The organism is Bacillus sp. JAS24-2, from assembly GCF_008274905.1.
Classification (GTDB): Bacteria; Bacillota; Bacilli; order Bacillales; family Bacillaceae_G; genus Bacillus_A; species Bacillus_A cereus.
Genome location: NZ_CP031068.1, coordinates 1,778,579 through 1,792,962, shown reverse-complemented (window position 1 = coordinate 1,792,962; position 14,384 = coordinate 1,778,579). Strand labels below are relative to the sequence as shown.

Sequence of the window (14,384 nt, the reverse complement as noted above, 5' to 3'; positions counted from 1 at the left end):
AATGAATATACAGATGCTTTGTTACAGGAATGTGGCAAAAAATAATAGAGCTAGCATTTTGCTAGCTCTGTTTGGAGTATTAAAAGTTGATATGAACAACTATAATTCGCTTAGAAGATATGTAATACAGTAACTACATTTTTTCTCAACAATTATGAAACTAAACAAATCAAAATTTTAACAAGCATTCTTCAACTGAAACAATAAGTGTATACAATGTATCCTAAAAGTAGTACTAAAATGATTATTCCTGTACCTTTCCAATTCATACCGCCTGCTATATCAACTGGACTACCCGTTTCCGCTCTATTGAGTCCGTCACGTAAAGAACCCGTAGGATTACTTTTTAATTCACTTTGTCTCATACGCTCTCTTTTTTCTTCTGGTGACTCTTTATTCATTTAATCACCTCCAAAATGAATGCACTCTTTACTTACATTATTCAAAATCAACATTTGTTTTATATTTTTCCGAAAAAACCTAATTTAAAATAGGTTTGCAACGTAAAGAAAGCTAGCCATGCCAGCTTTCTTTACGATCCAATATGCTCTTCCTTATTTACAATAATACCTTTATGGTCGATTTCAAGCTCACATACTTTCATATCTGTAAATACTCTCGCTAATTGCTCAGCGATTTCTTGACGCTTCTCATATGGCGTTAATATAAAAATAGATGGCCCCGCACCACTAAGTGCTGTGCCGTACGCACCAAATTCTTTTGCGCATTTACGAATAGATGGTAATAATGGTACGAGTTCTAAACGATATGGTTCGTGAAAATGGTCTCTCTCCATCATTTCACCTACAACTTCCCACCGCTTTTGACATAATGCAGCTACTAATACGTTACTTATCGCACTAGCTTTAACTGCCTCATGAAACGGAAACATCTTTGGTAATACAGATCGACTTTCATCTGTATTTAATTCTGCATTCGGAATGAGAGAAATTACACCCAATTCCTTGCTCTCAATTCTTACGACGGAAACATCCTTTCCATCAAGTGCTCCAATTACAGTTCCACCTAATATAGAAGCAGCAACATTATCAGGATGTCCTTCAAAATTTGTAGCAATTTGAACTTTTTGATCAGCAGTTAAGTTCAAATTGCCTAGTTGATTCGCAAGCTCTATCCCAGCTACAATCGCTGATGCACTACTTCCTAGCCCTCTCGTTAATGGGATATTACTAGTAACTTCTATTATATGGGGTGATATAGAAGGACATACTTTACATGCCGTGCTAACGATTAAATTTTTATCGTCTGTCGGAATTGATTCTTCAAAGGAATGGATTACTTGCCATTTATCAGCTTTTTCTTTAACCACCACACCTAAATACAATGACAAAGCTATTCCAACTGAATCAAATCCAGGACCAACATTCGCCGTACTAGCAGGGACACGAACGCTAAATGGTATCACGACATAATCACCCCTTTAATATGATCTTTAATTTGTTCTATATCATTTGACACACTTGCGATGTCTAGTTGATTTGAAGAAATAGCGGTATCAGGATCCTTCAAACCATTTCCAGTTAATACCGCAACAACTGTTTCTCCCTTTTTGATTTTCCCAGATTGAACATGTTTAATTACGCCGGCTAATGAAGCATTTGATCCTGGTTCAGCGAAAACTCCTTCAGTTTTTGCTAATAACCTATACGCATGTAAAATTTCTTCATCTGATACCATATCTATTTCACCACGAGACTGCTCGGCAGCCTCTACTGCATACGACCAACTTGCTGGGTTACCGATGCGAATCGCTGTTGCAATTGTTTCAGGCTCTTCAATTACATGCCCTTTTACAATTGCAGCTGCTCCTTCCGCTTCAAAGCCATGAATTCTTGGCTTTTTATAACCTTTTTCTTTCTCATATTCACAGAAGCCTTTCCAATACGCTGTAATATTCCCTGCATTCCCAACAGGGATAGCTAGAACATCTGGTGCATTTTGCAATTGGTCACAAATTTCAAACGCTGCTGTTTTTTGCCCTTCAATTCGATAAGGATTTACTGAGTTTACTAACGTAATCGGCTCTTCTGCAGCAATATTTCTTACAGCCTTAAGCGCATCATCGAAATTCCCTTCTATTGAAATAATTTCAGCTCCATAAGCGACCGCTTGCGCTAATTTTCCATGTGCAATCTTTCCTTCTGGTATTACGATAATGCATTTCATCCCAAGACGTGCCGCATATGCTGCAGCTGACGCTGATGTATTACCTGTTGATGCACAAATGATTGCTTCTGAACCTTCTTCTTTCGCCTTAGCAACTGCCATGACCATACCACGATCTTTAAAAGAACCTGTCGGATTCGCTCCTTCGTACTTACCATATAGCTGAATCCCTAATTGTTTTGATATATTTAATAATGGAATAAGTGGTGTGTTTCCTTCCATTAAGCTGACATCAGGTGTATTTTCATTCACCGGTAAATAAGACGCATATTGTTTTAATAGTCCTTTATACATATTGTTTTTCCTCCTCAATAATGTAGTAACTGTTTATTTCACTTGCGACAGCTTCTATCGCTTCTAAAACTCGTTCAAATTGATACTTGGAAGTTCGGTGTGTCACAACAACGACTTCTGCCAGTTCACGGTTTAAAGGTAATTGAATAACCTCTTTTAAACTTACAGAATAATTAACGAAACATTCTGTTATTTTTTGTAACATCCCAGGCTCATCTTGTAATGAAATGCGTAAGAAATATTTCGAAACTACTTCTTCATCACCTTGTAATTCATAAGGAACTGGTTCTTTTAACGCACTTTTATTTTTCGGAACTTGATTCATATTTTTAACGATTGAAATAATATCACTTACTACAGCAGAACCAGTCGGTAACTTCCCAGCTCCGGGTCCATAAAACATCACTTCTCCTACCGCTTGGCCATGGACATACACCGCATTAAATTCATTATTCACATTTGATAATGGATGCTGGCTCGGTAAAAGCGTCGGTTCTACACTTAAATGAATGGCTGGTCCTTGTTTTTCAGCTTTACCAATTAACTTCATAGTAAATCCTAACTTTTCAGCCATTTGTAAATCTTCTTTTTCGACCTTTCGAATCCCTCTTACTTGCACATCATCTAATGAAACATTCATCGAAAAACCTAAGTTTGCAAGAATTGCTACTTTTCTCGCCGCATCTAGTCCATCTACATCTGCTGTCGGATCCGATTCTGCAAAGCCTAATTTTTGTGCTTCCTGTAAAGCCTCTTCATAAGACCATCCATTTTGACTCATTTTTGTTAACATATAATTTGTTGTACCATTTACAATTCCCATTATTTTTTCAATTTGATCTGATGCTAACCCATCAGTTAGTCCTCTTAACACTGGAATACCGCCCGCTACACTCGCTTCGTAACATAAATCACAATCATTATCGTTCGCCAGTTGAAGAAGCTCTGCACCATATACAGCCATTAAATCTTTATTTGCTGTTACGACATGTTTTTTATTTCGTAAAGCCTTAACAATATGCTGTTTTGCTTCTTCAATTCCGCCCATTACCTCTACTACAATATCAATATTTGAATCATTTAGAACTTCATCTGCATGACTTGTTACTGCAATTCCATCAATACAAACATCGCGTTCTTTTTCCAAATCACGTACAACGACTGTTTTCACTTTCACTTCGTATCCTGTATCAAGTGCGATTTTTTTATAATGTTCTTTCAAAATATGAACAACACCACTTCCGACCGTACCTAAACCTAATACCCCAACATTTATAACGTTATTCATCTTCTAATCTCCTCCTAAAAGTTTAATTGTTACATCTATAAATCACCTTACTCTGCTTTTTTGTCATGCAGGTGGTGGTTATTTCCGTACTTATAAATCGTTTCATATTACCGCACCTCCTTTCAAAGTAAAAAAACACACCCATCCCTAGGAAAGGGACGAATGTGTTTTCGTGGTTCCACCCTTGTTCCAATCTAGACGTATTTCCTCCTAGATTGCTCAAGTTCAGATAACGGCTGATACCGCCAATAATTACTAGATTACTCGTTCACTATTGAAGTTCAAAGGTGGTAAAATCATTTCTCGTGTTAGGAAGCTCACACCCTTGGCTTCCCTCTCTGTAAACCGTAAAAATGATTTCGTGTCCTTATCGTTACTTTTTCGTTCATGTTTATTTGTTAACTCATTATACTCGCATAAAAAACAAAATCAATACTATTTTTTAATTATTTTAAATTTTCAATCTCTTATACCATAAAAAACACACTCATCCCTAGGAAAGGGACGAATGTGTTTTCGTGGTTCCACCCTTGTTCCAATCTAGACGTATCTCCTTCTAGATTGCTCAAGTTCAGATAACGGCTGATACCGCCAATAATTACTAGATTACTCGTTCACTATTGAAGTTCAAAGGTGGTAAAATCATTTCTCGTGTTAGGAAGCTCACACCCTTGGCTTCCCTCTCTGTAAACCGTAAAAATGATTTCGTGTCCTTATCATTACTTTTTCATTCATGTCTATTTGTTAACTTATTATAGTTATCAAATTTTTAAAAAGCAAGCCTATTTTTACTAACTATTTTCAAAATAATTTTTTATTATATTTCACAATAGCATTATGCAACTGCCACTCAATTTACCTATTTTGTCATTTCTCCAGTTTATAAATCAACGGTTCATATATAAAGTGAAACTTTAATCAGTGAGGATTTTGTTCATCCCCACTGATTATTAGCCTTCACCAATCGGGCTTTTACGGGCAGTTGATCCCCACCTAACTTCTTTGCTTTCGCTGAATTTTGAGGTAGGGGTGTTACTGCCCGTTAATGCGGGATAAATCCCCATTCTAAAACCCGTACATACTCACCTTACAAAATTATATCAATAAAATTTTTAATACAATCTTTTTGTATAACTTTCTTCTAAAGAACGTGCAACATCTTCTTCTGAAGCATTCACTTTCGCATGCTCTAACAACATTTTTGCTGCTGAAGGTAACTCTTTTTTATTTAACCAAGATTCTGGATCCCATATCTTCGAACGAATAAACGCTTTTGCACAATGAATGTAACACTCTTCTATTTCAACAACAATTCCAAGCAACGGATTACGTCCATTCGCCTGCATTTCTTTCAAAATTTCTTCGTCGTTTGTAATATACGCTCGGCCATTTATTCTGAGTGTCTCCCCAAGACCTGGAATAAAAAAGATTAGTCCTACACGTGGATTTGAAATAATATTCAAAATGGAGTCTATACGACGATTTCCTGGCCTTTCTGGAATGATAATTTTATTATTATTGAGCACGTATACAAATCCAGGTGCGTCTCCTCTCGGCGAGGCGTCACACTCCCCCAACTTATTTGCAGTAGATAATACTAGAAAAGGAGATTTAGAAAGGAAATCTACACAATGGTGGTCTAATGATGAAATAACTTTTTTCAATGCTCGCTCACTTGGTTTCCCCAATATTTTCCGTAACTCTTCCTCTGTTGAAATAATCGATTTTATTTCCATACGCTCTATCTCCACTTATAATCGCCCCTTTTTCTTTATTTTCCCAAAATTCAATACGAATATTGTATAATAAAATTTGCAGAAAGGGGAATTAAAATGACAGAGTGGTTAACAATATTTGATTCTGAAAGAAATACACTTGGGAAGAAATTACGCGATGAAGTGCATCGTGACGGTGATTGGCACGAAACATTTCATTGTTGGTTTGTAGAAAAAGATGCTAAAGATATATTCTTATATTTCCAATTACGCTCTAAAAATAAAAAAGAAGCTCCACTTATATGGGATATTACTTCAGCTGGACATATTATGCATGATGAAGATGTACAAATTGGTGGTCTTCGTGAAATCGAAGAAGAATTGGGGCTTTCCTTTCAAACTACTGATTTAGTATACAAAGGAATCTTTAAAATAGATTATGAAATTTCAAATCTTACTGATCGTGAATTTTGTCATATGTATTTTCACAATGTCATCAATCCACTTCCATTCGCACCAGGTGAAGAAGTAGACGATGTGATGAAAGTACATGCAACTTCTTTTCTACAACTATTAAATGGTGAAATTTCATCTTTTACAGCTATTTCTGTTTTAAACAATAAACCAATTACAATAACATTTGAAGATATTTATCCGTATGATCTTGCATACTATGAATTTGTTATAGAGAAAGGAAAAGAATTATTAAAAAATAATAGTTTATAAATAAAATAGGACTCTTAGCATTATATTGCGTGGAGTCCTATTTTTCATTATTGCTCAAGTGCCTTCAATCTTTTCTCTACTCGTATGAATAAGCGAATGATTAGTACTAGCATAAAGATCATTATAGCTAACGTTGTATGGGAGTATCTAAACAGTATACTAATAACACTTCCAATTAACATCATGATGAATCCATTTTGCTTCATCACTTCTGCACTATACCTGTTACCCGCACCCCATAATTCCTTATTTTTCATAGATCGTTTCGTACGATAACCATATGCCGCATTAATATCGGTCGGTGGATTCTTTTGAAGAATAATTGCCGCAAGTATAAAAATAATACTAATCAATATGCTTATTCCTATGTTTACTAGTGCATAAATCAATTATATCCCCCCTAACTTACACTTTCATTATACGACACAAACCTTATTTTTCCAATTTATAACACATTTACTTTCTTTCTTTTGATGTCTGGAACATACTTGGAAGTGTTACAAAACGTGCCCCTTTCGTTTTTAACTGCGGAATGATTTTGTCTAGTGCATCTACAGATCCTTGTAAATGCCCACCTGGTGTTGAATGTTGGAGGATGACACTTCCAGGAAATGAATTCCCTAACACATTATTTGTAATCGTATCAGCACTCACACCTTTCCAATCAACCGTATCAACACTCCACTGTACAATCATAAAATTTTGCTCTGTGGCCCATTTTAATTGATTTTCAAGTATTTCACCGTATGGCGGACGTATAAACTTCGGTGCATAACCAGCTAAACGATTTAATATTTCTTCCGTTTTTATAATTTGATTACGGTACTCATCCTCATTTACTTTCGCTAAGTTCGGATGACTATACGTATGATTACCAATTACATGCCCTTCATTCGCAATACGCTTTACTACGTTCGGAAATTTTTCTGCGTTTTCACCAAGTAAGAAGAAAGTCGCTTTTACATTATGTTGTTTTAACTTATCTAAAATTTTTGGCGTAAATTCTAAATCTGGTCCATCATCAAATGTAAGAGCTACTTCCGCTTTATTATACGGTCCGGAAAATGCGTACGCATATTTTTCAACCCATGAAAATGGTGTCCACGATCCACGATCATCTGCTTTCATTTGTACTTCATAGCTTTGAGGGATATATGCGTATGGCAATGCGCTTATATATTCTCCATAATAAAGTGAGTTATATGGCATATAAGCATACGAAACATCTCGTTCTAGTCCCCATTGATATGGAGTAAACATTTGTGGCGAATAAAAATAATACATGATAAAAAACCTCCCTAAATTTTCATATGTGATTCATCTGCACTTTGTTAGAGAAATTGTTATTCATAAACAAAAATAAGACTGTCCTTAATTAGGACAGTCTTACTGCTTTATATTATTAATAAATTGATGTACTATCTTTTGGCAAAGTTTTCACATGTTTTAAATAGTTCGTCACTTTATCATCATCTTCTTGCGGATATTGATATTCATACGTGTTAGCGATTTCGTTCGCCACTTCCCTAAATAAATCACTCATGACAAAGAATGACTCCCATATGTTTTCATATTCAGCATTAGAAAATGTCCTTTTAAATTGCTCCCACATATCTTCTTCAATATATTGCTCGAAATGCTTTCCAAACTTCCCTGTATTAACTGTAAAGTCTGTTTTCATACCAATATGCCATTCTAGCATTACGATGAACATATCTCGCACTGGTCCTTCAAGCATTCCTTTTGCATAAGAAAGTTCCTCTCTCCATAACCCTTTTGCCACATTTGTACTACACCACCAAAATTCATTACAGCAATCCAAAAACTCTTTTTCTGTAGGCTTTTTTATTAAGTAATCCTTATCGCTTGCTGGCGGGAATCCTTCCATACAATTATCTTTATCAAGAAGCAGTTTACTTAAACTATCTTGTCCAACGAACTTTTTTATTAACTCAACTGGAACTAGCGTTAAATCAATCCGATTCCCATCCATGAACTGCATTAAATATGGAAACTTCCCATCTTCATCTGGTTGAACTAACGACATTTCTTCTGGCATTTGTACTATCATTATTTCTCCAAATCTATGAACCCAATTATGATTAGACGTAAAAGATTGTATATCATTTACAACATACATAATATCATAGTCTTGAAAACAATCTCTTTTCACATTTGGATTTACACGCGATCCATTCATGATAACTGCTCGAATTCTTTCATCCTCTTTTGCTATATTTATAATTACGTCTAACATTTCTTTTTCAGTTCTCATCTACTTATATCCTCCAATTTTTTAATATATAATATAGTGTTATGTATATTGGAGGTCCACGAGCTAATCTCGTTATACACGATACATGTTATAATTTTTGAAACTTCTTTTTCATCCCTTTTTCCTCCTTACATCACTCTTTTACAACTGCCATCCCTTTCAATTTCCCAATGCTTTCTACCATTCACTTTTAATTATACCGAAAATTCTGTCTCGAATACAAAAAATAAAGAAAGGACATCTACCCCTTACAGAATAGATATCCCTTCTTTTAAAGTTAAATTTAATTCCTATGGATTAGTAGACCAAAGCCCAGCAGATTTAATAAATGTACGTTTATTTAATTTCAGCTGCGCTACGATAAATTCTGCAATATCTTCTGCTTGCATTACTTTATCAGGGTTTCCATCAGTTAATCCTAAATCTACAGCCATATCAGTTGCTACTGTACTTGGAGTTAAAGCTGTTACACGAATGTTATGTTTGCGAACTTCCATCGCTAACGATTCTGTTAAGCCAAGGACACCAAATTTAGAAGCACTATATGCACTTGTTACAGGTGCACCTTTTTGTCCTGCTGTAGATGAAATGTTAATGATATCACCAGATTGTTGTTCAATCATGCTCGGTAAAGCTGCACGAGTTGCATAGTATACACCCATTAAGTTTACTTGAATGATTTTTTCCCAATCAGCAACGTCTAGTTCTAAAAACTTACCGAATTTAGAAATACCAGCGTTATTAATTAAAATATCGATAGATCCTAAACCATTTTTTAACGTTTCAATCGCAGTTGTTACTTCTTCGCATGAAGAAACATCAGCAGTTGCAATAACAGCTTTTACACCTTCTGCTTCTACTTCTTTTGCTACAGCTTTTAAGTTTTCTTCTGAACGAGCTAATAAGCCTACATTTACGCCTTCTTTCGCTAATGCGATTGCTACAGCGCGACCAATCCCTCTACCTGCTCCTGTAATTAAAGCATTTTTACCTTGTAATAATTCTGCCAAGTATAACACTCCTTAATCATCTCAGTTATGTATTATATTAAAATTGTATCTATGTTTATGTAAAAAGGCAATGATGCACTTTCATGTGCGTAGGTTACTTGTAGGTAACTATAGAAAGTTTTTATTTATAAGTTTCATTTTTTTACCATTATTCATGTAAAATAAAAACAAATCCAGCATAGGGGAGTGTATGAGTATGAAAAGCGAAGGAAAAGCTTTTCAATATAATTGCAGTAACGGTAAATGCATTTTTAAAGAGAAATAGTGTTAGAAGGTTCTCCTTCTAACACTATTTCTCTTCATGATTCGGCATACGCACAATAAATTCAGTACCTTTTCCTTCCTCACTCTCCACTTTTATCTCTCCTTGATGAAGGTCGAGTACTTTCTTTACAATAGCTAAACCTAAGCCACTTCCTCCATAGGCACGATTTCGTGAAGAATCCGCTTTATAAAAACGCTCAAAAATATGTTGTTTCTGTTCTTCTGATATACCAATTCCTGAATCACGGATACGCACTTCCACTACTGTCTCATGTTCCTTTAACTGAATAGTAATCGTACCACCGCTTGGAGTAAATTTAATACTATTATGAATTAAATTAATCCACACTTGACTCATACTTTCTTGGTCAGCAATAACATATACTTTTTCTAAATCTAGTTCTAACTCAATTTCTTTTTCAGCCCAGAGTGGTTCACTATTTAACACAATTTGCTTTAATTGTTGATCTAATCGATAGCTCACTCTTTCTGGTGTATACTCTTCTGATTCTAAAAGAGTTAGCTTTAGTAAATTTTGACTTAGTTTAGATAATCTCGTTGTTTCAGTTTCAATAATGGTAAGATAATGCTTTCTTTTTTCCTCAGAAAGATTATCGTCTTGTAGTGCTCTAGCAAATCCTTTTATAGAAGTTAACGGTGACTGTATTTCATGAGAAACATTCGATACAAACTCTTGTCTCATTTTCTCCATCGTATTCAGTTCATCTGTCATATCATTTATACTTTTTACGAGCACGCCAATTTCACCATCATACTTTTCTTCATTTCTTATTTTTACGGAGAAGTCTCCTTTTGCAATTTTTTGTATCGGTTCAATAATAGTCCAAATCATCGCCTCTCGTTTTGGTCTCATTAATATTCCAATCAATGTCCAAATAAGAATAATAAAGACAAAACCGACCGTATCACTAATTAGAAAAGCAACAAACGGCGATACGTTTACGTCAAAAGCATTCAATATACTAGTTGCTACATAAAATGCGATAGACCAAATTATAGTAAGAAAAGAAAAGAGCGCTAATACCGCTCCAAATACTTTCAGCATCTTCAACTTACTCATTCGTTTTCTTTTTCTCATTTACTTACCTCTAAGCGATACCCTAATCCTCTTATTGTTTTAATACTAAATTTCGACTGCTCTTCTTGAAACTTCTCACGTAACCGATTAATATGAACGTCTAGTGTACGTTCATTCCCTTCAAAATCATATCCCCATATTTCTTCAATTAATTGCTCTCTCGAACAAGTTCTTCCCGATTTAGACCCTAAAGTAAAGAGCAGCTCAAATTCTTTTAACGGTAATGTAACCGTTTGTTCTCCAGATGTAACTTCGAATGTTTTACGATTTAATAATACATTTCCAACTTGAATCGATTGGGAAACTGTAATTTGGTAACGTTTCAATAATGCCTTTACTCTCACTACTAATTCTATAGGGTCAAATGGTTTTACAAGATAATCATCTGTCCCAAGGTGAAATCCTTTTACTTTTTGTGATGTTTCCCCTTTGGCAGTTAGCATCAGAACCGGGATATCATAGTATTTTCTTAATTCAAAACATACATCAAATCCATCCATATTTGGCATCATGATATCAAGAATAACCATATCAACTTTTACGTCATCCATTTTCTGAAGTGCATCTACTCCATCAATTGCCTCATATGTTTGAAAACCTTCTCGTTCTAAAAATACCGAAACGAGTTCTCTAATGTGTGGATCGTCATCTACTATTAAAATTTTAGGTATCAAAGGAACCATTTCCTTTCTACTTAGCATCTAATATATTTTATAATGCACCCTCTTTAATTTTCAATTGTTGCGTTGCAAACTCACGATACATATCATGCGTCTGTAATAATTCATCATGCGTACCACTACCTGTAAGATTCCCTTTTTCAATAAAGACAATTTTATCTGCATCTACAACAGTAGAAAGTCTATGCGCAATCACTAACGTTGTTCTGCCTTTCATTAAGTTATTTAACGCTTTTTGAACGACAGACTCAGATTTACTATCTAAGCTTGAAGTCGCCTCATCTAGCATAAGAATTTGCGGATTTCGAAGTAACGCTCGGGCAATGGCAATTCGCTGTCTTTGTCCCCCAGAAAGCTTCACACCGCGTTCTCCAACTTCTGTTGCATAACCGTTTGGTAAGTCATGAATAAATGCATCAACATATGCCATTGCTGCTACTTTTTCAATTTCTTCATCCGTTACTTCGCCCTCGACGCCATAACAAATATTATCACGAATTGTTCCATCAATTAACGGACTATCTTGTGATACGTAACCGATTTGACGTCGCCATGACTGTAATGAATAACTCGTAATTGATTCTTCCCCTAATTTAATGGCGCCACTAGTTGGCTCATAAAAACGTTCCAGTAATGAGAATAACGTTGTTTTCCCACTACCACTTGGTCCTACAATCGCTGTCACTTTTCCAGATTCAATTGTGAAATCAATATTTTTCAAAACTTGCTCTTCTTCGTTATACTCAAAATGTACATTTTCAAGAACGATCGGTTGCTTAGCATTTGTCACTTTCACACCAGTTTCATGATCTTCTACTTCATATTCTAAAATCGTACTAATTCTTTCCGTTGCACCAATTGCCTTTTGGAATTGTGTAAAGAACATAGATAATTGACTCATTGGCATTACAATTTGAACTAAATACAAAATAAACGCTACAAGTTCACCGGTTGTTAATGCACCGCTAGAAACTCGCATCCCGCCATACCCTACGATAATAACAAGTAGTGCCATTAAAACAAACGACATAACTGGCGAAATTAATGCTTGCACTTTTCCTTCTTTCAAACCAAATTGTAATAACTTTTGTATACCTGTATTACCCGTTTCATATTCTCTCTTTTCTGTATTTGAAGATTTCACTAAACGAATTTCTGATAACACTTGCGTTAACACACTTGTAAAAGATGCAGTTTCATCTTGAAGCGCTTTTGAAATCTTATACATTTTTCGTCCAAGTGGAACTAAAATTAACACAGACAACGGAATAACCGTTAAAAGTAACGCAGTCATTTTCCAATCTAAAACAAATAATACAATTAACGATCCAACAATTGAAATACCACCTGTTAATAAGTTTGACAAATGCTCAGAAATTAACGTTTTCACAACACCTGTATCATTCGTCATACGGCTAATCGTATCACCTGTTCTATTTTGATCGTAATAAGATACCGGCAAGATAAGTACCTTTTTCCACAAACGTTCTCTTAGTCCCGCTACAATCTTCTGCCCAATATAATTTAGTAAATATATAGACAACCCTGCCGCAATAGTTTGCATTACAAAGAAAGCAATTAACCCAACAATTTGTCCTGCACTAATTGAAGAAAGCGAAAAATTATCTACTAATCCTTTTGTCAGCATAGGAATAAATAAACTCGCTCCCGTAGAAAGCAAACTCATTAACAACGCAAAAACTAAAATTCCTTTCGGAGGATTTGTATCTTGAATAAGGCGTAAAAACTGCCTCCAACTCCCTTTTTTCTTTATTTCATTTCTAACTTCCATTCCTGTTCATCTCCTCACGTTAAACAAAACTGTTCTTTCTAAAATTAGAATACGATACAAATGTAAACTGAATGTAAACACACTTTTTCTATTTTTACAAAATATACATAAAAACTCATCTTTACAACAGATATAAACATCTGATATTATTACCTGGTACTTAATATTATTCTATGTAAATTATAGATAAATAATTTAAAACACGATATAAATCTCCAGTTAGTGAAAGGAGTATCCTTTTTGCAAACAAATATACATTCTGAAAAGGAAACAATTATTTTTATTCATGGATTAGTTGGTAATCGTCGCGCCTTCAAAAAAGAGCAAAAACGATTTTCTGCCTCCTACAACATTATAACTTATGACTTATTAGGTCACGGTGATGATAAAGGAGAAGCAATCGACTTTTCATTACAGCGCCTCGTAGATCAATTATTAAACTTATATGAACAAGAAGGTATTAAAAAAGCACATATTTGTGCGCTAAGTTACGGCTGTTACATCTCTACAATTTTTGCACAAATGCATCCAGAAAAAGTATTAAGTATTTGTCATATTGGAGGACATTACAATAACCCTTCTCGTTTATATAATGTATTTCAAAATTTTTGGGAGAAGCGAGGAGATGAATACTCTAAATGGCTCTCTCAATACGCAAATACTATTTTTCCAAGCGGTATATTAAAAGCAAATCCGTTCGCAGTCATTTCAAGAAATATTTACTACCGTTTCGGATTACAATTACATTCATCCATAATTGCCCAGTCATTACGACATCGGTTAGAATTCGATTTAAAATCTAAATTAAAATCACTTCCTCACCCTATACTATGGGTAATGGGAGAGCATGATCATCTCTATAAATCTTGTCTATTTGATTTGAAATCTATTTTGCCTAACGTTCTATATAAGGAAATACCGTTAGCGGGACATGCAGCGAACTTATTTCGTCCTAACTATTTCCATGACTTATATGATCGATTTTTAAATGGAAAGTTAAAATAAAAACTATTAAACTTCCAATTTATTCAACTATAAAAAGGCTTCCCAAGTT

The 14,384-nt window shown here is 34.8% G+C and carries 14 protein-coding genes, 1 pseudogene and 2 other annotated features; of the genes and pseudogenes, 3 read left to right on the top strand and 12 right to left on the bottom strand.

The genetic code is table 11. The features are described from left to right. Window positions 1-191 precede the first annotated feature (191 nt). The 5 genes from DN407_RS09385 to DN407_RS09365 all read right to left on the bottom strand — a co-directional run bounded on the left by DN407_RS09385 (window position 192) and on the right by DN407_RS09365 (window position 5,520). Window positions 192-401 carry a DUF6366 family protein gene (locus DN407_RS09385; RefSeq protein ID WP_098295654.1) on the bottom strand — a complete coding sequence of 70 codons (210 nt, stop codon included), beginning with the start codon at window positions 399-401 and terminating at the stop codon, window positions 192-194. Window positions 402-532: 131 nt separating this feature from the next. Beyond that, on the bottom strand, window positions 533-1,426 hold the full coding sequence (gene thrB / locus DN407_RS09380; RefSeq protein WP_000612105.1) for a homoserine kinase: 894 nt from the start codon (window positions 1,424-1,426) through the stop codon (window positions 533-535). Then, entirely contained in the window at window positions 1,423-2,481 is a 1,059-nt protein-coding gene (gene thrC, locus DN407_RS09375; protein WP_074553849.1) for a threonine synthase, read from the bottom strand. Before thrC ends, thrB begins: the two co-directional genes overlap by 4 nt. Further along, window positions 2,474-3,769: a homoserine dehydrogenase gene (locus DN407_RS09370; RefSeq protein ID WP_001066899.1), complete on the bottom strand. Its 1,296-nt coding sequence runs from the start codon at window positions 3,767-3,769 to the stop codon at window positions 2,474-2,476. The genes thrC and DN407_RS09370 overlap by 8 nt, the downstream gene beginning before the upstream one ends. 151 nt (window positions 3,770-3,920) lie before the next feature. After that, window positions 3,921-4,152 (bottom strand) — a binding site (T-box leader). 114 nt (window positions 4,153-4,266) lie between these two features. Then, window positions 4,267-4,498, bottom strand: a binding site (T-box leader). A gap of 383 nt (window positions 4,499-4,881) precedes the next feature. Next, on the bottom strand, window positions 4,882-5,520 hold the full coding sequence (locus DN407_RS09365) for a pyridoxamine 5'-phosphate oxidase family protein (RefSeq protein WP_061457078.1): 639 nt from the start codon (window positions 5,518-5,520) through the stop codon (window positions 4,882-4,884). An 81-nt stretch (window positions 5,521-5,601) separates the two neighbouring features. On the opposite strand from DN407_RS09365, the gene DN407_RS09360 reads away from it, so the two are divergent. Then, a complete protein-coding gene (locus DN407_RS09360) occupies window positions 5,602-6,210 on the top strand; it encodes an NUDIX hydrolase (RefSeq protein ID WP_097999031.1) in 609 nt (202 codons plus the stop codon). A gap of 47 nt (window positions 6,211-6,257) precedes the next feature. Here the strand turns inward: DN407_RS09360 and DN407_RS09355 are convergent, their stop codons facing one another. The 4 genes from DN407_RS09355 to DN407_RS09340 form a co-directional block, all read right to left on the bottom strand. After that, complete coding sequence (locus DN407_RS09355; RefSeq protein ID WP_058839918.1) at window positions 6,258-6,596, bottom strand: SdpI family protein; 339 nt, start codon at window positions 6,594-6,596, stop codon at window positions 6,258-6,260. 70 nt (window positions 6,597-6,666) lie between these two features. Then, on the bottom strand, window positions 6,667-7,494 hold the full coding sequence (locus DN407_RS09350; protein WP_097999030.1) for a peptidoglycan-N-acetylglucosamine deacetylase: 828 nt from the start codon (window positions 7,492-7,494) through the stop codon (window positions 6,667-6,669). Window positions 7,495-7,612: 118 nt separating this feature from the next. Then, window positions 7,613-8,485, bottom strand: coding sequence for an aminoglycoside 6-adenylyltransferase (locus DN407_RS09345; protein ID WP_001258541.1), 873 nt, complete (start codon window positions 8,483-8,485; stop codon window positions 7,613-7,615). Window positions 8,486-8,775: 290 nt separating this feature from the next. Then, the gene (locus DN407_RS09340) at window positions 8,776-9,495 is read right to left on the bottom strand and encodes a 3-ketoacyl-ACP reductase (protein ID WP_000818979.1); all 720 of its coding nucleotides are present in this window, start codon (window positions 9,493-9,495) and stop codon (window positions 8,776-8,778) included. A 196-nt stretch (window positions 9,496-9,691) separates the two neighbouring features. Here DN407_RS09340 and DN407_RS32915 point away from each other — a divergent pair. Beyond that, a pseudogene (locus DN407_RS32915) lies at window positions 9,692-9,760 on the top strand (DUF3139 domain-containing protein); the annotation flags it as partial. A 24-nt stretch (window positions 9,761-9,784) separates the two neighbouring features. On the opposite strand, the gene hitS reads toward DN407_RS32915, so the two are convergent. From hitS to DN407_RS09325, 3 genes are read right to left on the bottom strand one after another with little or no spacing between them, the layout of a single operon-like run. After that, the gene (hitS, locus tag DN407_RS09335; RefSeq protein ID WP_001231624.1) at window positions 9,785-10,858 is read right to left on the bottom strand and encodes an envelope stress sensor histidine kinase HitS; all 1,074 of its coding nucleotides are present in this window, start codon (window positions 10,856-10,858) and stop codon (window positions 9,785-9,787) included. Continuing rightward, window positions 10,855-11,532, bottom strand: coding sequence for an envelope stress response regulator transcription factor HitR (gene hitR / locus DN407_RS09330; RefSeq protein WP_000612414.1), 678 nt, complete (start codon window positions 11,530-11,532; stop codon window positions 10,855-10,857). The genes hitS and hitR overlap by 4 nt, the downstream gene beginning before the upstream one ends. Window positions 11,533-11,569: 37 nt before the next feature. Next, entirely contained in the window at window positions 11,570-13,330 is a 1,761-nt protein-coding gene (locus DN407_RS09325; RefSeq protein WP_000453861.1) for an ABC transporter ATP-binding protein, read from the bottom strand. 240 nt (window positions 13,331-13,570) lie between these two features. Here DN407_RS09325 and DN407_RS09320 point away from each other — a divergent pair, with 240 nt between their 5' ends. Then, window positions 13,571-14,335 (top strand): alpha/beta fold hydrolase, encoded by a 765-nt coding sequence (locus DN407_RS09320; RefSeq protein WP_001194306.1) that lies wholly within the window; start codon window positions 13,571-13,573, stop codon window positions 14,333-14,335. Window positions 14,336-14,384 lie beyond the last annotated feature (49 nt).

Coding starts and splice junctions, on each gene's coding strand:
- DN407_RS09385 (WP_098295654.1), bottom strand. CDS start 401: ATGAATAAAGAGTCACCAGAAGAAAAAAGAGAGCGTATGAGACAAAGT.
- thrC (WP_074553849.1), bottom strand. CDS start 2,481: ATGTATAAAGGACTATTAAAACAATATGCGTCTTATTTACCGGTGAAT.
- DN407_RS09370 (WP_001066899.1), bottom strand. CDS start 3,769: ATGAATAACGTTATAAATGTTGGGGTATTAGGTTTAGGTACGGTCGGA.
- DN407_RS09360 (WP_097999031.1), top strand. CDS start 5,602: ATGACAGAGTGGTTAACAATATTTGATTCTGAAAGAAATACACTTGGG.
- DN407_RS09350 (WP_097999030.1), bottom strand. CDS start 7,494: ATGTATTATTTTTATTCGCCACAAATGTTTACTCCATATCAATGGGGA.
- DN407_RS09345 (WP_001258541.1), bottom strand. CDS start 8,485: ATGAGAACTGAAAAAGAAATGTTAGACGTAATTATAAATATAGCAAAA.
- hitS (WP_001231624.1), bottom strand. CDS start 10,858: ATGAGAAAAAGAAAACGAATGAGTAAGTTGAAGATGCTGAAAGTATTT.
- DN407_RS09325 (WP_000453861.1), bottom strand. CDS start 13,330: ATGGAAGTTAGAAATGAAATAAAGAAAAAAGGGAGTTGGAGGCAGTTT.